Origin of the sequence: uncultured Bacteroides sp., from assembly GCF_905207245.1 — a bacterium.
In the GTDB taxonomy this organism is placed as follows: domain Bacteria; phylum Bacteroidota; class Bacteroidia; order Bacteroidales; family Bacteroidaceae; genus Bacteroides.
In genome coordinates this window covers 24491-44411 of the sequence record NZ_CAJLKP010000041.1, presented here as the reverse complement: position 1 = coordinate 44411, position 19921 = coordinate 24491, and the positions used below count along the sequence as shown (strand labels likewise).

The 19921-nt window shown below is 43.2% G+C and carries 17 protein-coding genes; 15 read left to right on the top strand and 2 right to left on the bottom strand.

Going from position 1 to position 19921, the window contains the following annotated elements:
* Positions 1-114 precede the first annotated feature (114 nt).
* The 5 genes from QZ135_RS13465 (at position 115) to QZ135_RS13445 (ending at position 5488) form a co-directional block, all read left to right on the top strand.
* On the top strand, positions 115-1071 hold the full coding sequence (locus QZ135_RS13465; RefSeq protein WP_294610074.1) for an NAD-dependent epimerase/dehydratase family protein: 957 nt from the start codon (positions 115-117) through the stop codon (positions 1069-1071).
* A gap of 21 nt (positions 1072-1092) precedes the next feature.
* Positions 1093-1941 (top strand): DUF4348 domain-containing protein, encoded by an 849-nt coding sequence (locus QZ135_RS13460; protein WP_294610072.1) that lies wholly within the window; start codon positions 1093-1095, stop codon positions 1939-1941.
* A gap of 28 nt (positions 1942-1969) precedes the next feature.
* Complete coding sequence (gene murB / locus QZ135_RS13455) at positions 1970-2950, top strand: UDP-N-acetylmuramate dehydrogenase (RefSeq protein WP_294610068.1); 981 nt, start codon at positions 1970-1972, stop codon at positions 2948-2950.
* Positions 2951-2973: 23 nt separating this feature from the next.
* Positions 2974-3738, top strand: coding sequence for an MBL fold metallo-hydrolase (locus tag QZ135_RS13450; RefSeq protein WP_294610065.1), 765 nt, complete (start codon positions 2974-2976; stop codon positions 3736-3738).
* Between the two features lie 109 nt (positions 3739-3847).
* Positions 3848-5488 carry a DUF3352 domain-containing protein gene (locus QZ135_RS13445; protein ID WP_294610062.1) on the top strand — a complete coding sequence of 547 codons (1641 nt, stop codon included), beginning with the start codon at positions 3848-3850 and terminating at the stop codon, positions 5486-5488.
* Between the two features lie 63 nt (positions 5489-5551).
* On the opposite strand, the gene QZ135_RS13440 is transcribed toward QZ135_RS13445, so the two are convergent.
* Entirely contained in the window at positions 5552-5926 is a 375-nt protein-coding gene (locus QZ135_RS13440; RefSeq protein ID WP_294610059.1) for a DUF3127 domain-containing protein, read from the bottom strand.
* A gap of 176 nt (positions 5927-6102) precedes the next feature.
* Between QZ135_RS13440 and dnaN the strand changes: the two genes are divergently transcribed.
* The 8 genes from dnaN (at position 6103) to QZ135_RS13400 (ending at position 15060) form a co-directional block, all read left to right on the top strand.
* Positions 6103-7227, top strand: coding sequence for a DNA polymerase III subunit beta (dnaN, locus tag QZ135_RS13435; protein WP_294610056.1), 1125 nt, complete (start codon positions 6103-6105; stop codon positions 7225-7227).
* 119 nt (positions 7228-7346) lie between these two features.
* Positions 7347-8117: a 3'-5' exonuclease gene (locus tag QZ135_RS13430; protein WP_294610053.1), complete on the top strand. Its 771-nt coding sequence runs from the start codon at positions 7347-7349 to the stop codon at positions 8115-8117.
* A gap of 4 nt (positions 8118-8121) precedes the next feature.
* The gene (coaBC, locus tag QZ135_RS13425; protein WP_294610050.1) at positions 8122-9339 is read left to right on the top strand and encodes a bifunctional phosphopantothenoylcysteine decarboxylase/phosphopantothenate--cysteine ligase CoaBC; all 1218 of its coding nucleotides are present in this window, start codon (positions 8122-8124) and stop codon (positions 9337-9339) included.
* Between the two features lie 33 nt (positions 9340-9372).
* Positions 9373-10248 (top strand): DUF4835 family protein, encoded by an 876-nt coding sequence (locus tag QZ135_RS13420; RefSeq protein ID WP_294610047.1) that lies wholly within the window; start codon positions 9373-9375, stop codon positions 10246-10248.
* A gap of 38 nt (positions 10249-10286) precedes the next feature.
* Positions 10287-11951, top strand: a complete 1665-nt coding sequence (gene recN / locus QZ135_RS13415) for a DNA repair protein RecN (RefSeq protein ID WP_294610045.1) — start codon at positions 10287-10289, stop codon at positions 11949-11951.
* 29 nt (positions 11952-11980) lie between these two features.
* Positions 11981-12721 carry a 23S rRNA (guanosine(2251)-2'-O)-methyltransferase RlmB gene (rlmB, locus tag QZ135_RS13410; protein ID WP_294610042.1) on the top strand — a complete coding sequence of 247 codons (741 nt, stop codon included), beginning with the start codon at positions 11981-11983 and terminating at the stop codon, positions 12719-12721.
* 3 nt (positions 12722-12724) lie between these two features.
* Positions 12725-14428 (top strand): serine protease, encoded by a 1704-nt coding sequence (locus QZ135_RS13405; protein ID WP_294610039.1) that lies wholly within the window; start codon positions 12725-12727, stop codon positions 14426-14428.
* 257 nt (positions 14429-14685) lie between these two features.
* On the top strand, positions 14686-15060 hold the full coding sequence (locus QZ135_RS13400; RefSeq protein ID WP_009132222.1) for a RidA family protein: 375 nt from the start codon (positions 14686-14688) through the stop codon (positions 15058-15060).
* Here QZ135_RS13400 and QZ135_RS13395 read toward each other — a convergent pair.
* Positions 15028-16281 carry a folylpolyglutamate synthase/dihydrofolate synthase family protein gene (locus tag QZ135_RS13395; protein ID WP_294610035.1) on the bottom strand — a complete coding sequence of 418 codons (1254 nt, stop codon included), beginning with the start codon at positions 16279-16281 and terminating at the stop codon, positions 15028-15030. The two genes, QZ135_RS13400 and QZ135_RS13395, sit on opposite strands and share 33 nt — an antisense overlap.
* A 178-nt stretch (positions 16282-16459) precedes the next feature.
* Between QZ135_RS13395 and QZ135_RS13390 the strand changes: the two genes are divergently transcribed.
* The gene (locus QZ135_RS13390) at positions 16460-17785 is read left to right on the top strand and encodes a PhoH family protein (protein ID WP_294610031.1); all 1326 of its coding nucleotides are present in this window, start codon (positions 16460-16462) and stop codon (positions 17783-17785) included.
* Positions 17786-17935: 150 nt separating this feature from the next.
* Positions 17936-19843 carry a nucleoside-diphosphate sugar epimerase/dehydratase gene (locus QZ135_RS13385; protein ID WP_294610028.1) on the top strand — a complete coding sequence of 636 codons (1908 nt, stop codon included), beginning with the start codon at positions 17936-17938 and terminating at the stop codon, positions 19841-19843.
* Positions 19844-19921 lie beyond the last annotated feature (78 nt).

Below are 19921 nucleotides of genomic sequence, written 5' to 3'. Positions count from 1 at the left end.
ATACAAAGGACACGATTTTTCTTCAAATAAACAATAGCAAAATGATAGAATAATGAAAAAAAAGTATGTATATTTGCACGTCTCTAAGGATAGAGCACCTTATAAATAAGTCGTATGAAGAATATTTTGGTAATTGGAGCTACCGGACAGATAGGTTCGGAGCTCACATTGGAGTTGCGTAAACGTTATGGTGATGACCATGTTATAGCCGGATACATTCCGAGCGCTATGCCTAAAGGAGAACTGAAAGCATCGGGACCATCGGCTATTGCCGACGTTACGGACCGTCAGTCTATTGAAGTTGTGGCACGACAGTTTAAAATTGATACGATTTATAATCTGGCCGCTTTGCTTTCGGTGGTTGCTGAAAGTCGTCCGGCTATGGCTTGGAAAATCGGTATAGACGGACTGTGGAATGTGCTGGAAGTGGCGCGTGAGTATGGTTGCGCGGTGTTCACCCCGAGTTCCATCGGCTCCTTCGGTGAAGCAACACCCCATGTGAAAACACCGCAGGACACCATTCAGCGTCCCCGTACCATGTATGGTGTGACAAAGGTGACCACTGAATTGCTGAGTGATTATTATTATACGAAATATGGAGTGGATACCCGCGCGGTTCGTTTCCCGGGAATCATTTCCAATGTAACCCCTCCGGGTGGCGGAACTACCGACTATGCAGTGGATATCTATTATTCTGCTGTGAAAGGTGAAAAATTCGTGTGCCCTTTGAAGCAGGGTACTTATATGGACATGATGTATATGCCTGATGCCTTGAATGCAGCTATTTCATTGATGGAAGCGGCTCCGGCACGCCTGAAACACCGGAATGCTTTCAATATTGCTGCTATGAGCTTCGATCCGGAACAGATTTATCAGGAAATCAAAAAGCATGTACCCGACTTTGAAATGGTATATGAGGTTGACCCTTTGAAGCAATCCATAGCAGACAGTTGGCCTGATAGTCTGGATGATACTTGCGCCCGTGAAGAATGGGATTGGAAACCACAATATGATTTAGAGTCCATGACGGTGGACATGCTTGAGAAATTAAGAGCTAAACTAAATAAGTGACCTTTCAGGGTCCGGTAAAGAATGAGGAAAATAGGATTGGGGGTGTGTCTTCTTGTTTTCTTGGTGTCCTGTGGAAACAAGAAAACGAAGATGGACCCTTTTGTGACAATCACCAATATGGTGGATTCGGCTTCATGCAAGGTTGATACAGTGTCACAGGTTGAGGTTGATAATGACCCCAAACCAACAGAAGCGGATGAGTCGTTTGATGATTTTGTCTATGCTTATGCTTCGGATAATGTTCTGCAACAGCAGCGGACAAAATTTCCGTTGCCTTATTACAACGTCGATACTCCTTCGAAAATAGAAAAGGAGGATTGGGAGCATGATTATCTTTTCACTCAGCAAAGCTATTATACGTTGCTCTTCGACAATGAAGACGACCTGGAACTGGTGGGGGATACAGCCCTTGCGTCCGTGCAGGTGGAATGGATTTTCTTGGAAAACCGTATGGTGAAGAAATACTATTTTGAGCGTATAAAGGGGGCCTGGATGTTGGAGGCTATCAATCTCCGGCAGATGGAACAGGACGAAAATGAGGATTTTGTTACTTTCTATTCGCGATTTGTGACAGATAGTCTCTACCAGAGCAACCATATCCGCGAACCGCTGGAATATATAACAATAGACCCGGATGATGAATTCTCCATTCTGGAGACAACCCTCGATCTGAACCAATGGTATGCTTTCCGTCCGGTATTGCCTGTGGATAAGTTATCCAATATCAATTACGGGCAAAAGAACAGTGATGACTCGAATACGAAAATCCTGAAAGTGAACGGGATTGGAAACGGATATACCAATATCTTCTATTTTCGCAGACACCGGGGAAACTGGGAACTGTATAAATATGAAGATACAAGTATTTAATAATTAAAAATTAATAATTAAAAATTAGATGAAGATTCCCAATACATTTGGGCTTGATGTTGAAGCTGCCGTATTTCTGGAATACAATTCGGTAGAGGAACTGGAGGAGTTGATTGCCGCAGGGCGCATCACTTCTCCTTATCTGCATATTGGTGGAGGAAGCAATTTATTGTTTACCGGTGATTATCAGGGTGTGATATTGCATTCGTGCATCAGCGACATAGAGGTAACAGCAGAAGATGAGGAGGCGGTATCGGTGCGCGTAGGAGCCGGGGTCATATGGGATGATTTTGTGGCCTATTGTGTAGAGCATGAATGGTATGGTGCCGAAAATCTGTCACTTATTCCCGGAGAAGTGGGGGCGAGTGCTGTGCAGAATATCGGTGCTTATGGAGTGGAAGTGAAGGACCTGATTTCTTCGGTGGAAACAGTGAACATACAAGGATTGAAACGTGTTTATCGGGTGGATGAATGTGAATATTCATATCGGAATAGTATCTTTAAGCGTCCGGAGATGAAGCAGGTGTTTGTTACTCGTGTTTCTTTCCGGTTGAGTAAAAAGGAACATTATACGCTGGATTACGGTACGATTCGCCAAGAATTGGAGAAGTATCCGGAGGTTGATTTGAAAACATTGCGTCAGGTTATTATCTGCATCCGTGAAAGCAAATTGCCTGACCCGAAGGTGCTGGGCAATGCCGGCAGTTTCTTTATGAACCCTGTCGTGTCGCATAGAGTGTTTGATGCTCTGCAAAAGCAATATCCTCTGATGCCTTTTTATGAATTGGATGCTGATCGGATAAAGATCCCTGCCGGATGGATGATAGATCAATGTGGCTGGAAAGGTAAGTCGCTGGGACCTGCTGCCGTGCATGATAAGCAAGCGTTGGTGTTGGTGAACCGGGGTGGAGCAAAGGGGGCTGATATTGTAGCTCTTTCAGATGCTGTAAGGGCGTCTGTCCGTGAGAAATTCGGCATTGACATTCATCCTGAAGTGAACTTTATTTAATTAATAATTAATTTTGAGTTGAAGTGAAGCTAAGAATATTAGGAAGCGGGACATCGACAGGAGTGCCTGAAATTGGTTGCAAGTGTGAAGTTTGCACTTCTACTGATCCGCGTGATAACCGCTTGCGTGCATCGGCTTTGTTGCATACGGACGATGCGGCAATATTGATTGATTGTGGACCGGATTTCCGGGAGCAGATGCTGCGTGCGTCTGTGTTTGAAAAGATAGACGGCGTGCTGATAACTCATGAGCACTATGACCATGTGGGCGGACTGGATGATTTGCGCCCTTTCTGCCGCTTTGGTGAAATACCTATTTATTCTGATGAATATACTGCCTCCCACTTGCGTGTGCGGATGCCTTATTGTTTTCTGGAGCATAAATATCCGGGCGTTCCGCAGATATTCTTGCAGGAAGTGGAGCCTGGGAAGAATTTCTTTATCAATAACACGGAAATTATTCCTGTTCAGGTGATGCATGGACGTCTGCCCATTCTGGGGTATCGTATCGGCAAGCGTATGGCCTATATTACGGATATGCTGACCATGCCGGAGGAATCTTATGAACAATTGCATGGTTTGGATGTTCTGATAGTGAATGCCTTGCGTGTCAAGCCGCATCCTACGCATCAGAGCATTTCCGAAGCATTGGAGACAGCGAAACGCATCGGTGCGAAAGAAACTTATTTTATCCATATGAGTCATCATGCAGGTTTGCATGCCGAGCTCGAAAAACAGTTCCCGCCTCATGTGCATTTGACTTTTGATGGAATGGAAATAGAGTTTTAAGGCACAAAAAATCTAAAACTTTTTTATATCTACTAAAGTTTTTGAAACATTTGTTTTGTTTTATTAGTAGAAATAGTTATTTTTGCCGAAACTTGATGCCTGAAAAACCATGAAGTTACGCCTTATCATAAGAATTGCCGTTATTGTGTCCATAGTGCTACTATGTACGGGTTTCGGGGTGTATTCATTTTTTAGGTTGAATGCAGTAGAGAGCCAGAAAGATTTTAATCTTTATACATTGGTTCCTCAGGATGCAATAGCTGTGCTGGAAACCGACCGTATGGCGGAGTTGGTGGATGACATCAATCAATTGAGTTGCAGCAAAGACAATCACTTCCTTTATGCTTCCGAACTTTTTGTTTACTTGAAAAATTATCTGCATACTTTGCTCGAAGACACTCCACATGGGTTCAGCAAGCAGATGAACAAAATGCTTATCAGTTTTCATGAACCGGATAATCCGATGAATCAGGTATTGTATTGTAGTCTGGGCGCAGGAGATTATGAATTGGTGGAGTCATTTGTGAGGAAATATTGTGCCAGTTCGTTTCCTTCCAGGTTCTTCGATTACAAAGGTGAAGAAATAAGTATTTACCCCATGCCTGACGGACGTTTCCTGGCCGCCTATTTTACACCGGACTTTTTAGCGATCAGTTTTCAGAAACGACTGATAGAACAGGTGATTGACGCCCGGCTTTCTAAAAAATCGTTAATAGATATGCCGTCGTTCAAGCTGATGCATGCGGGAAAGGATGCTAATGTGCAAGCTACGGTATATGTTCGCATCAAATCGGTGGAGATGGGTAAGAATACGGATGGTATTCGTTCGCAGACTTATCTGGGAAGTTGGGCGGAATTTGATATGAAGCTGAATGAGAATGCAATTTATTGTTCGGGCATTAGTCATGGTTCGGACACGACGCGCACCTTTATAAACGCTTTGCGCCGCCAGCAACCTGTGGAAGGTTTTCCTGGAGAACGTCTTCCGCTTTCTACTTTCTTTTATGATTGTTGGGCTATTTCAGATATGGAGTCCATGTGTGGTTTTACGGCGGAGCAGGAATATGCTAAAGCAACTTATTCCGATTATATCAAGGAGAGGGATGAAGAGTGGCTTGATTTTCTGAAAACGTATGCAGGTGACCAGGTGACAGCTTGTCTTTTCCAACCGAAAGATACGGTGAAGAAGTATCCTTGCGCAGTGATGAGTGTTCCGGTGAAAAATGTGTCGCAGGCCGAACGTCGTCTGCAATCGTTGCTCTATACTACTCCGCAGGAAGTGGATGCGCCGCCTCCACCACAAGATTCTCCCGAATACCATCTTTATCCGAGAGCGAGGGGGCATCGCTGCTATGTGCTGCCTCGTAACACGTTGTTGACTCAGTTGACAGGTATCACGGAGTCTGCTCTTTATACTTATGTATGTTTCTATCGCGGGCATCTGTTGATGGCACCCGATGCTGTCAGCATTACGGCTTATATTGATGCGATGGAAAATGGCGAGGTGCTGGACGAAACTCCGATGTATGAGGAAAGCATAGGCAGCCTTTCTCCGGTTTATAGTTTTGTGATGATGGTGGATATGGAAGAAATGTTGTATCAGCCGGAAACGTATGTGCGCTTGATACCTAATTTCTTTTTCAGGCAGGCGAAATTTTTCCGTCATTTCATACTTGCCATACAGTTTACTTGTGTGGAAGATACGGTTTATCCTAATCTTGTGCTTTTATACAAAGGGGATAAAATTTGATATGCTATAAACAAAAAAAAGGAAGATATTCTTCCTTTTTTTTGTTTATATCTAAAGCTTTTTTTAGAATGGCAGGTCGTCTTTTGCATCACCTGAAAGGAAATCGGGAGTAGCAGACGGTGCCGGCGGCGGAACCGGAGCACCCGGTGCACCTGCAGGAGCTGCCGCGCTAACGCGCTCCACCTTCCATGCACGGATACTGTTGAACCAACGATCTTGCCATTGGCGTGCATCCACATCAAATGATACGGTCAGTTCTTCACCCATCTGGATGTTAAACTGTTCTATCTTGTCTGCTCCGAAAACATCGAAACACATTTTGCGGGGATATTGGCCGTGATCCTCAATCACGTATTCTTGTGCCTTCCATTCATTGCCCGACTTTGCAACTCCGCCCCTTGGCTGGAGTATAGCGATAATTTTTCCTGTAAATTCCATTGTGCTCTTTTTAAATGATGCTGCGAAGTTACAATTTTTTAGGGAAATCCGGAGAACTTCCGGGCGTTTTTTCTTAATTTTATTTGCTGTAGGAAAATCTTTTTTTGTAACTTTGTCCGATACTATGGAATTATAGTACGAATAGGTATAATATAAAACTTAAATACATAGAATATATGAAATTTATCGTTTCGAGTACTGCGCTCTCCAGCCATTTGCAGGCTATCAGCCGTGTGATTAATTCGAAGAATGCGTTGCCCATTTTAGACTGTTTCCTTTTTGAACTGAAAGACGGAACGTTGTCGATTACCGTTTCGGACAGTGAGACAACTATGGTAACCTCAGTTGAAGTGAATGAAAGCGATGCCGACGGACGTTTTGCCGTAGCTGCCAAAACCATTCTGGATGCTTTGAAGGAAATTCCCGAGCAACCGTTGTCATTTGAGGTAAACACTGATTCATTGGAAATTACGGTGCAGTATCAAAACGGTAAGTACAGCCTGATGGGGCAGAATGCGGATGAATTCCCGCAATCGGCTATGTTGGGTGACAGTGCTGTACGTGTAGAAATGGAAGCGTCTGTATTATTAGGTGGCATTAACCGTGCTGTGTTTGCTACGGCAGACGATGAACTTCGTCCGGTGATGAACGGTATCTATTTTGATATTACGACGGAAGATATTACAATGGTAGCATCAGACGGTCATAAACTGGTACGATGCAAAACATTGGCTGCCAAAGGTAATGAACGTGCTGCGTTCATTCTGCCCAAAAAACCTGCTTCGCTGATTAAGAACCTGTTGCCGAAAGAACTAGGACAGGTTGTGATAGAATTTGATGAACGTAATGCGGTATTCACTTTGGAGAAATATCGCATGGTGTGTCGTTTGATTGAAGGACGCTATCCGAACTATAACTCGGTAATTCCACAGAATAATCCTTATAAGGTGACGGTTGACCGTATGCAACTGGTAGGGGCATTGCGTCGTGTGTCTATTTTCTCATCACAGGCAAGCAGTCTTATCAAGCTACGCATGCAACCCAATCAGATTGTGATTTCAGCTCAGGATATTGACTTTTCCACTTCTGCCGAAGAATCATTGGCATGCCAGTATGACGGAAATCCGATGAGCATCGGTTTCAAATCTACTTTCCTGATTGATATTTTGAATAATATTGCTGCAGATGAAGTAGTGATAGAATTAGCAGACCCGTCACGTGCAGGCGTCATCGTTCCCGTTGAACAAGAAGAAAATGAGGACTTGCTGATGCTGTTGATGCCGATGATGCTGAATGATTAATATTTAATTAAGCTACAGGCTACGAGCTACAAGCTACAAGTACCATGCGGCATAATTGCGCAGCCACTCGTAGCTTGTAGCTCGTAGCTTGTAACTTACCCACCCATAAAACAATAATAATGAAACTAAACCTCAAGAATCCGATTGTCTTTTTTGATTTGGAGACTACCGGAACGAGTATCAATGCAGACCGTATCGTAGAAATATGTTATCTCAAAGTACACCCCAATGGTAATGAGGAAGCGAAAACGCTCCGTATCAACCCCGAAATGCATATTCCTGAAGGAGCATCTGCCATTCATGGTATTTACGATGCTGATGTGGCGGATTGCCCTACTTTTAAAGAAGTGGCGCGCACCATTGCCAATGAAATAGAAGGCTGCGATTTGGCAGGCTTCAACTCCAATCGTTTTGATATTCCCGTACTGGCCGAAGAATTTCTCCGTGCCGGTGTAGATATTGACCTGAGCCGCCGCAAATTTGTGGATGTACAGGTCATTTTCCATAAAATGGAGCAACGTACCCTTTCTGCCGCCTATAAGTTTTATTGTGGGAAAAATCTGGAAGATGCACATACGGCAGCAGCCGATACGCAAGCTACCTATGAGGTGTTAATGTCTCAGCTTGACCGTTATCCGGAGTTGCAGAATGACATCGCTTTTTTGTCTGACTATTCCAGTTTCAATAAGAATGTGGATTTTGCCGGACGTATGGTTTATGATGATAATGGGGTAGAGGTATTCAACTTTGGAAAGTACAAAGGAATGTCGGTAGCTGATGTTCTGAAACGTGATCCGGGCTACTATAGCTGGATTCTTAACAGCGATTTCACCTTGAATACCAAGGCGATGCTGACCAAGATACGTCTACGTGAACTGACCAATAAATAGGCTTATGGCAAATACACTGAAAGGGAAAAAAATCGTATTAGGTATTACCGGAAGCATTGCTGCCTATAAAGCTTGTTATATCATCCGGGGACTGATTAAACAGGGTGCGGAAGTGCAGGTTGTCATTACGCCTGCGGGAAAAGAATTCATTACCCCCATTACGCTTTCGGCACTGACGAGCAAACCGGTTATCAGTGAGTTCTTTGCCCAACGTGACGGTACTTGGAACAGCCATGTAGACCTCGGTTTATGGGCGGATGCCATGCTCATTGCTCCGGCAACAGCTTCTACTATTGGCAAAATGGCAAATGGTGTGGCGGACAATATGCTGATAACAACTTACTTATCGGCTAAAGCTCCTGTCTTTGTGGCACCTGCCATGGACCTGGATATGTACGCCCATCCCTCTACACAAAAGAATCTGGACACGCTTCGTTCCTACGGAAATCATATTATAGAACCGGGTATAGGAGAACTTGCCAGCCATCTGGTAGGCAAAGGACGTATGGAAGAACCGGAAACCATCATACAATATCTGGCGGATTATTTTGCCGGAACAGAAGGTGACTTGCGTGGCAAAACCGTTATGATAACTACCGGACCGACTTATGAAAAGATTGATCCTGTGCGTTTTATTGGTAATTATTCTACTGGGAAAATGGGTTTTGCCATAGCGGACGAATGTGCTGCCCGGGGAGCAAAGGTAATTATGATAACAGGGCCCGTACAACAGAAAATGCATTATCCTGCTTTTCAGTATTATGCTGTGGAATCGGCTCAACAGATGTATGATGCTGCGTATAGCTCGTTTGCACAGGCGGATGTTGCCATCCTTTCGGCTGCCGTTGCCGACTTTACACCGGAACAAGTGGCCGATGCCAAAATTAAACGGGAAAAGGAAGGAAAAATGACTTTGCATCTGAAACCTACGGAAGACATTGCAGCCTGCCTGGGACGGATGAAGAAGGATAATCAGGTTCTGGTGGGCTTTGCCCTGGAAACGAATGATGAACAGCATAATGCCGAGGATAAGTTACAACGGAAGAATCTGGATTTCATCGTATTGAACTCCCTGAATGATAAAGGAGCCGGCTTCCGGTATGATACGAATAAAATCAGTATTATAGACCGTGAAGAAAAAACGGATTTTCCGTTGAAATCCAAGGCAGAAGTGGCTGTGGATATAGTGGATCGTTTAGTGAAAGTTTTGAAGAACAAGTAAAGATAGGTAGTGAGGAATAAGACACTCTATATTATGCTGTTTTTGTCTGCAGTAGCGTTAAAGACTGTAGCTCAGGAATTGAATTGTAAGTTGACAGTGAATTATTCTCAGATACAAGGTACGAGTACGCAGGTTTTCACCACACTTGAAAATGTGCTGATGGAATTCATCAATACGCGTCGGTGGACACAGGCGCAATATGAAGTGAATGAACGAATCCGTTGTTCCATGAACCTTACGGTGAAGGAATATAGCGAAGCGGACGGGCGTTGGAAGTGTGAACTTATCGTACAATCTACCCGTCCGGTATGGCAGTCCGGTTATCAGACAGTAGTCTTTAGTTTCAAGGATACGGATGTGTCTTTCAACTATCGTGAGTTTGAACCGTTGGAACTGAGGGACAATGTGATAGATAGTAATCTGACAGCCGTTATTGCCTATTATGCTTATATGATTATCGGTTTGGATATGGATACGATGGCCCTGCAAGGTGGTACAGATTTGTTTCGGGCAGCCGAAGATATTGTGACTGCTGCACAAAACCTTGGTGAAACCGGTTGGAAGGCATTCGACAGTAGTCGTAACCGCTATGCATTGGTTTCCGATTATTTGGAAGACGGTATGTCGCCCTTGCGCAAACTGATGTATGACTATCATCGTACGGGAATGGATGAACTTTCAGTCAATGCCGTCCGTGCCCGTGCTGCAATTACAACAGCATTGGGTGCATTGAGGCAGGCACAGCAGAATAAACCGATGTCGGCATTGCCCGGTTTGTTCACGGAAATAAAGAAGAATGAATTAGTTAATCTCTATTCCCACGCTGCAATGAAGGAAAAAGAAGAAATCTGTGAGTTGCTTTCTTCTGTTAATCCTTCGCTGACTGCCGAATGGGAAAAGATGAAATAATGATATATGTGAGTAAAATTTTAATTTGTAAATAAGCTATGTTACGTTCGCTTTACATACAGAATTATGCTCTTATAGAGAAGCTTGACATAGGCTTCGGTGCAGGTTTCTCCGTTATTACAGGTGAAACAGGTGCCGGAAAGTCTATCATATTGGGTGCTATCGGTTTAATGCTTGGGCAACGTGCCGATGTGAAGGCCATTCGGCAGGGTGCTTCAAAATGTGTGATTGAAGCACGCTTTGATATTTCAGCTTATGGCATGCGCCCTTTTTTTGAGGAGAATGAACTGGAATATGAAGAAGAATGCATTTTGCGCCGTGAAGTTTATGCTTCCGGTAAGAGCCGTGCATTCATAAATGATACTCCGGCTTCGCTTGTGCAGATGAAAGAACTGGGTGAGCAGCTTATCGATGTCCACTCTCAACATCAGAATCTTCTGTTAAATAAAGAAGGTTTTCAGCTTAATGTACTCGATATATTATCTCATAATGATGAACAGCTTTTTGCTTATCAATCTTTATATAAAGAGTGGAAGCAGGCACAGCAGGATCTGGAAGAGTTAATAGCCCGTGCCGAGCAAAATAAAGCTGACGAGGATTATATCCGTTTCCAGTTGGAACAACTGACAGAAGCCAATCTGGTTGCAGGTGAACAGGAAGAACTGGAACAGGAAGCAGATACATTGAGCCATGCCGAAGAAATTAAAGCCGGTTTGTTTCGTGCCGGACAGTTGTTGTCGTCTGATGAAGGTGGTTTGTTGGCTTCACTAAAGGAGAGCCTGAACACGATGTTGGGGTTGCAAAAAGTATATTCTCCTGCTGCCGAACTTGCCGAACGTTTGGAAAGTACGTATATTGAACTGAAAGATGTCTCTCAGGAGCTTTCTTCACAGGAAGAGGATGTAGAGTTTAATCCTGACCGTCTGGAAGAAGTGAATGACCGTTTGAACCTGGTTTATACTTTGCAGCAAAAACACAGGGTAACCACTGTGGGAGAATTATTGGCGCTTGCCGAAGAATATTCAGCAAAACTGGCAGCTATAACTTCTTATGATGAACGTATTGCCGAACTGACGATGCTTTGCGATACCTTATATAATAAGGTGAAAAGACAGGCGGCGGTTCTTACCAAAGCCCGCTCAAAAGCAGCACGTGAGGTAGAAAAGCAGATGGCATCCCGCTTGGTGCCGCTTGGCATGCCTAATGTCCGTTTCCAGGTGGAAATGGGAATACGAAAGGAACCCGGAGTGCATGGAGAGGATACTGTTAACTTCCTTTTCTCAGCCAATAAGAATGGTGCATTGCAGAATATTTCATCTGTAGCATCCGGTGGTGAGATTGCCCGCGTCATGCTGTCGATCAAAGCGATGATAGCTGGTGCGGTGAAATTGCCTACTATCGTATTTGATGAAATAGATACCGGTGTGTCCGGTGAGATTGCCGACCGCATGGCGGATATCATGCAGGAAATGGGAGAGCAGGACCGGCAGGTTATCAGCATCACCCATCTGCCGCAGATTGCCGCTCGTGGATGTGCACACTACAAAGTATATAAGCAAGATAATGAAACCGAAACCAACAGCCACATCCGTCGTTTGGCAGATGAGGAAAGGGTAGAGGAAATAGCTCACATGTTGAGTGGCGCTACTTTGACCGAAGCGGCCTTGAATAACGCAAAGGTACTCCTCGGCACTGGCCGATAATTTTTAATTTTTAATTTTTAATTTGAAAGATGGTTGATAAAAGTGAAATGATTTTCGGCGTTCGCGCTGTGATAGAAGCAATACAGGCAGGAAAAGAAATCGATAAAATTCTGGTGAAGAAAGATATCCAGAGTGATTTATCCAAGGAACTTTTTGCTGCATTGAAGGGTACTCTGATTCCCGTTCAACGTGTTCCGGTGGAACGCATTAATCGCATAACCCGCAAGAATCATCAAGGGGTGATTGCATTTATCTCATCTGTTACTTACCAAAAAACAGAAGATCTGGTGCCTTTCCTTTTTGAAGAAGGTAAAAATCCACTGTTCGTCATGCTTGATGGAGTGACGGATGTGCGCAATTTTGGTGCTATTGCCCGTACCTGCGAATGTGCAGCGGTAGATGCTGTTATTATTCCGGCTAAAGGAAGTGTGACAGTGAATGCCGATGCTGTGAAAACTTCTGCAGGAGCATTGCATGTATTGCCGGTTTGTCGTGAGCAAAATCTGAAGACTACTCTACAATATCTCAAGGATAGTGGTTTTCGTATTGTGGCTGCCACGGAAAAAGGTGATTATGACTATACAAAAGCCGATTATACGGGGCCGATGTGTATCATCATGGGAGCTGAGGACAAAGGTGTTTCTTATGAAAACCTGGCTCTTTGCGACGAATGGGTGAAAATCCCGATGTTGGGTACTATTGAGTCGCTCAATGTCTCTGTAGCCGCAGGTATTTTGATTTATGAAGCTGTGAAACAAAGAACCAACTAAGATATGAAAAAGAACTTATTGTTGACGCTCGTCCTCTGTTTACTGGCTCAGTGGAGTGTAGCTCAAGCGCCTAAATGGGTGGAAAAAGCCAAACGTGCTGTTTTCTCGGTGGTTACGTACGACGAGAATGATAAAATACTAAATACGGGAAACGGATTTTTCGTGACCGAGGATGGTGTTGCTCTATCTGATTATAGTTTGTTTAAAGGTGCACAACGTGCTGTAGCTATCAATTCCGAGGGAGTACAAATGCCTGTAGATGTTATTTTGGGAGCAAATGACATGTATGATGTTGTTAAATTCCGCGTAGCAATCTCCGGAAAGAAAGTTCCTGCATTGGTGGTATCTACTACAGCTCCGGCTGTTGGGGCAAGCGTTTATCTGTTGCCTTATTCTACTCAAAAAGATCGTTCTTATACTACCGGACAGGTAAAAGAGGAGTCTAAGGTGGAAGAAAAGTACCATTATTATACTCTTGATATGCACCTGAAAGACAAGATGGTGAGTTGTCCTGTTATGACTGTTGACGGACAGGTGTTTGGTTTAGCTCAGAAATCATCCGGGAAAGATACGGCTACTATTTGTTATGCTGTAGGTGCTGATTATGCGATGGAACAGAAAGTAAGCCCTCTTTCATTCAATGACCATACTTTGTCGAGTATTGGTATTAAGAAGGCATTGCCTGATACAGAGGAACAAGCGCTGGTATTTCTCTATATGGCTTCTGCACAGCTTACCCCGGAGAAGTATGCTGAGTTATTGAATGACTTTATAGCCCAATACCCTAATAGTGCTGATGGATACCTTCGCCGTGCTAACAGCCAGATGTATCTGTCGAAGGAAACAGATTCAATGGATAAAGTGGCTGCTGACATGGATAAAGCACTTGAAGTAGCACAAAAGAAAGATGATGCGTACTTCAATCGTGCCAAACTGATTTATAACTATCAGTTGGGTAAACCTGAAACTACTTATAAAGATTGGACATATGATAAGGCAATCGAAGAAGTTCGTAAGGCGATAGCAATCGAAGAGCTTCCGGTATATGTCCAGTTGGAAGGTGATATCCAGTTTGCCAAGAAGGATTATGCGGCAGCTTTTGACAACTATCAGAAGGTGAATGCTACCCATCTTGTTTCTCCTGCTACATTCTTTAGTGCAGCCAAGACAAAAGAATTAATGGAAGCTGCGCCGGAAGAAATATTGGTGTTGTTGGATAGTTGTATAGCACATTGCCCGCAGCCTTTTACAGAAGAAAATGCTCCTTATTTGCTGGAACGTGCCCAGATGCGTATGAATGCAGGTCAGGCACGTGGTGCAATGCTCGATTATGATGAATACTACAAAGCGGTACGTGGCAATGTGAATGATGTGTTCTACTATTATCGTGAACAAGCGTCTTTCCAGGCCAAACAGTTCCAACGCGCATTGGACGATATGGCAAAAGCTATTGAGCTGAATCCGAAAGAGTTGACTTATCGTTCGGAACTTGCAGTAGTGAATATCCGTGTCGGCAGAAATGAAGAAGCCATCAAAGTTTTGAAGGAGGCTATAGAAATAGATCCTAAATACGCTGAAGCTTACCGCTTGATAGGAGTTGCCCAATTGCAGTTGAAGCAGAACAAAGAGGCGTGTGCCAGTTTTGCAAAAGCAAAAGAAATGGGTGATCCGAATGTAGATGCTTTGATTGAGAAACATTGCAAATAAAAACACATCATCCGTTTGACCTGAACAGATGATGCATTATAATGAAAAAAAGGCTCTGCTTTCACAAGCCGAGCCTTCGTCGGGAAACTCCCGTGTCAAAAAAGAATTAGCTAAGTCTAGGTTTTAAAACAGGTATAAGTGAATTTCTTTTGTGTATAATCCTATAAGGTAAATGCATGAACTTTCGGAATACTGCATATAATACCTGTTTTTTTCAGAATTAATTATAAATTGTTGAATATTAAATTTATATCGGAATGAAAAAAGTAATTTGCAGCCAGAAGGCACCGGGGGCTATTGGTCCTTACAGTCAGGCTATTGAAGCGAATGGAATGATATTTGTGTCCGGTCAGCTACCTATTGATGCAGCCACCGGAAAGATGGCAGAAGGTGCTGAAGCGCAGGCACGCCAGTCATTGGAGAACATCAAACACATCCTTGGAGAAGCTGGATTAACGATGGCGAATATCGTTAAGACCACAGTTTTCCTGGAGGATATGTCGTTGTTTGCAGATATGAATAAGGTATACGCTACCTATTTTGATGGTGATTTTCCCGCTCGTTCGGCTGTTGCAGTGAAGGCTTTGCCGAAAGATGCTTTAGTGGAGATTGAGTGCATCGCGGTTCGCTAACAGATCAGCCACAATAAAGCTACTGCCTCCCACGAAGATAAAGTCTTCCGGGAGGCTTTTTTCTTGTGCGGCATGCACAGCAGAGGGAACATCCGGATAGCAATCTCCTTGTAACCCTGCTTCGGAAGCAAGTTGGGCAAGTTCTTTTTCGGGCAATGCACGCTTTACGCTGGCTTTTGTGAAATAATATTCGGCATCTTTGGGTAATAGTGCCAATACTCCACGTATGTCTTTGTCATTCACCATACCTATAATCATGTGCAGCTTTCTGTAAGACTGTTCCTTTAGCTGCTCTGTGATATAAGTAATCCCGCCTACATTATGTCCTGTGTCGCATATCAGGGTAGGGGTGTCCTGTAGTTTCTGCCAGCGCCCCATCAATCCGGTCAGCTTGCAGACGTGTGCGAAACCACTACGGACGGATTGCTCATTCAGCTTGTATCCGATTTTTTGTAGTTGCGGAATAGCTGTAAGCAAAGTGCGGGTATTTTTAACTTGATATAATCCTTTCAATTCACATTCCAGGCCAGAATAATCATTCGTTTCATTTTCTTCTGCAAAGAAAATAGGAGCTCCGGTTTCAAGGGCTTTCTTCGTGAATACAGGTTTCGTTTCTGGGGTTGTTTCTCCAATTACTACAGGAGTCTTGCTTTTAATGATGCCGGCTTTTTCTCCTGCTATCTTTTCCAATGTATCTCCCAGGAATTGGGTATGGTCAAAACTGATATTGGTGATGATACATAAATCCGGTTGTATGATGTTGGTGCAGTCCAGCCTTCCGCCAAGGCCTACCTCGATAACAGCCACATCCACGTGCTCGTCAGAAAAATAGCGGAATGCCATGGCTGTAGTCAATTCAAAAAAAGAAGGATGTAATGGTTCGAAGAAATCCCGTTCTTCTTCTACAAACCTCACCACGTAGTCTTCGGGAATCGGTTGGCCGTTTACCCGGATGCGTTCGCGAAAATCCACAAGATGCGGAGATGTGTATAACCCCACCCTGTATCCTGCTTCTTGCAAGATTGCGGCAAGGGTGTGTGAGCATGAACCCTTTCCGTTTGTTCCTCCTACATGGATGCTGTGGAAGTTTCGGTGTGGATGTCCGAAATGTTTGTCTAAAGTCAGTGTGTTCTCCAATCCCTCCTTGTATGCCGAGCTTCCCACCTGTTGGAACATGGGGACACTGTTATATAAGTATAATAAAGTGTTCTGATAATCCATCTTTTTAAATATTTAACGAGAAAGGAAACCATCCTTTCTTTTTAATTCCTATCTTAGAAGCTGCAAAGATAATGCAAACCGAGAGCAGAATAAAATGAACTTGTTCATTTTTTATGTTTAGGTGCAGCTTGTCTTCGTTTTGGAGACAAATATATCAACAATTTAAATCTAATTGAGTATGGGAGCAAAGAAAAATTTTGTGATTGATACCAACGTAATCCTTCACGATTACAACTGCCTTAAAAATTTTCAAGAGAACGACATTTACCTTCCCATCGTGGTTCTTGAAGAATTGGATAAATTCAAGAAAGGGAATGAACAGATAAACTTCAATGCCCGTGAATTTCTCCGCGAACTCGATTTAATTACCGATGACAACCTTTTTACCAAAGGTGCTTCTTTAGGTGAAGGACTGGGACGTTTGTTTGTGATAGCCGGAACCGTGAATGCTCCGGATGTGCATGATTCTTTCCCCGAACGCATTCCGGATCATCTGATTCTGTGTGTGGTTGACTGGCTGACGCGGGAAAAGAAAAACATGAAAACCATTTTGGTGACGAAAGATGTGAACCTGCGCATGAAAGCACGCTCCATAGGTTTGCTTTGCGAAGACTACATCAACGACAAAGTGATTAATGCCGATATATTTGAGAAATCAAATGAGATATTCGAAGGAATTGATCCTTCTTTGATAGACAGGATTTATTCTTCCAGAGAGGGTTTGGATATCAATGAATTTGACTTCAAAGATATTATCCATCCGAATGAATGCTTTATCCTGAAGAGTGACCGGAATAGTGTTTTGGCACGTAACAACCCTTTTACGCATACTATTTGCCGGGTGAATAAAACGAAGAATTATGGAATTGAACCAAGAAATGCCGAGCAAAGTTTTGCTTTTGAGGTTCTGAATGATCCAAATATAAAGTTGGTTGCCTTGACAGGTAAGGCCGGTACGGGAAAGACGTTGCTGGCTTTGGCAGCCGCACTTAGTCAGATGAATGATTATAAGCAGATTTTGCTGGCACGTCCTATTGTTGCTTTGTCTAATAAGGATATCGGTTTTCTTCCGGGTGATGCGAAAGAAAAAGTGGCTCCTTATATGCAACCTTTGTTCGATAATCTGAATGTCATCAAGCATCAGTTTGCTTCCAATTCCACAGAGGTGAAGCGACTGGACGATATGCAGAAAAGTGACCAACTTGTAATTGAAGCATTGGCTTTCATCCGCGGACGTAGTTTGAGTGAGACTTATTGCATCATTGATGAGGCACAAAATTTGACTCCGCATGAGATAAAAACCATAATTACCCGTGCCGGTGAAGGAACTAAAATGGTGTTTACCGGTGATATTCAACAAATTGACCAACCCTATCTGGATACTCAATCCAACGGCTTGGTTTACATGATTGATCGTATGAAAGATCAGAATCTTTTTGCTCATGTAAATTTGTTAAAAGGAGAACGGAGCCAACTAAGTGAATTGGCTAGTAATTTGATGTAACAGAGCTCTGTAGACAATAAATAGGGTGGCAAGGTTGTACACGCAACTTTGCCACCATTTAATTTTATCACACAATTTCATTCTTTTCTTGTCCAGATTGATAAAAAATAATGTATCTTTGCCTCGCCTAAAACAAAACTGTCAAACGAAATGAAACATAAATTTTTTCATCGTTACCTTTCAGCAAAGGTATTGCCGATTTGGACTATTCTGTTGATTGATGTACTGATAGTCGTCGTATCCAGCCTGTTGGCTTATGCACTTCGATATGATTTCAGGAGTATTTTCCTGGAATCTTCTACCATTGACAAAACGATTGTATGGACGGTCATTGTCAACTTAGTCTTTTTCCGCATTTTCCGCACATACTCCAATGTGTTGCGCTTTTCTTCGTTTATAGACATCATGCGTATCTTTGTTTCATTAACGGTGTCTTATGCACTGCTGATGATTTCAAGTGTACTTCTGGCAGGTTATATGGATGTTCGTTTAGCGCCTGTAAGTGTGCTGTTCATGGCATATATTATCAGTTTTGCCATGATGTCTTGTTCGCGAATTGTAGTGAAGATGTTTTATGAACTTCTGAATTTTGATGGAAGCCATAGCGCCAATGTCTTTATTTATGGTGCTAAAGAAGCCGGAGTAAATATTGCCAAGGCATTGCGTGTGAACTTGCGTAATCATTACCGCTTGCGTGGATTTATTGCTGATGAGCCGGAACTGATTAATAAGGTGATGATGGGAGTGAGAGTATTCCCCAATGATGAGTCGTTGATTGATGTATTGAGTGACCGCGATGTGCATACTATCATCATTTCTCCTGCCAAGATGGAGGAACTGAAGAAATCTGATATGGCTGACCGCCTTTTGGCACATAACATCAAAATGATGACAGCGCCTCCTCTTAGTGAATGGAGCGGACAGACCTTGAACCGTACTCAACTGAAAGAAATTCAGATTGAAGATTTACTGCAACGTAATCCGATTGAAATAGATATTCATAAGGTAGCTTCCCACCTGGAAGGAAAACGAGTGATGATTACCGGTGCAGCAGGTTCTATCGGTAGTGAGATTATGCGTCAGGTAGCTTCCTTCAATCCATACAAGTTGATTCTGATTGACCAGGCAGAAACTCCATTGCATGATATTCGTCTGGAACTGCAAGATCGTTGGCGCGATATTGATGCGGAAACGATTATTGCGGATATCTCCAATGCTACACGCATGGAGGATATTTTCAGAGAGTACAAACCTCAGTATATTTTCCATGCAGCCGCTTATAAGCATGTGCCGATGATGGAGGATAATGTTTCCGAATCCATTCAGATAAATGTGTTCGGAACCCGTACGCTGGCCGATTTAGCAGTGAAATATAGTGCTGAGAAATTTGTTATGATTTCTACGGATAAAGCTGTAAACCCGACGAATGTGATGGGATGCTCCAAGCGTATCTGTGAAATCTATGTACAGTCTTTAGCTAAGAAACTGCAACAAAAAGGTGGACATGTGACGCAGTTCATCACTACGCGTTTTGGTAATGTATTAGGTTCTAATGGTTCGGTAATACCCCGTTTCCGCGATCAGATACAACGTGGCGGTCCGGTGACCGTAACGCATCCTGAAATAATCCGTTATTTCATGACTATTCCCGAAGCTTGCCGTCTGGTACTTGAAGCCGGGAGCATGGGTAATGGAGGTGAGATTTATATCTTCGACATGGGTAAGCCTGTGAAGATTGTAGACCTTGCCAAACGTATGATTAGCCTTTCCGGACGTACGGATGTGAAGATTGAGTTTACCGGTTTGCGTCATGGTGAGAAGCTGTATGAAGAATTGCTCAATGTGAAAGAATTGACGAAGCCTACTTATCATGAGAAGATTATGATTGCTACGGTTCGTGAGTACGATTATGATGAGGTGAAGGAGCGTATCCAGAAGCTGATAGACGTAAGTTACACTTACGATCAAATGAAGATTGTGTCGGCAATGAAGGATATTGTTCCTGAATTTATCAGCAAGAATTCATGCTTCGAGGCACTGGACAAGAAAGAGGATTAAAGTAAGAGAAGTTTCTGTAAAGGAAATCCCTATAATTGTAATGCCCCGTAACAATATATGTTAGATTTGCTAACAATA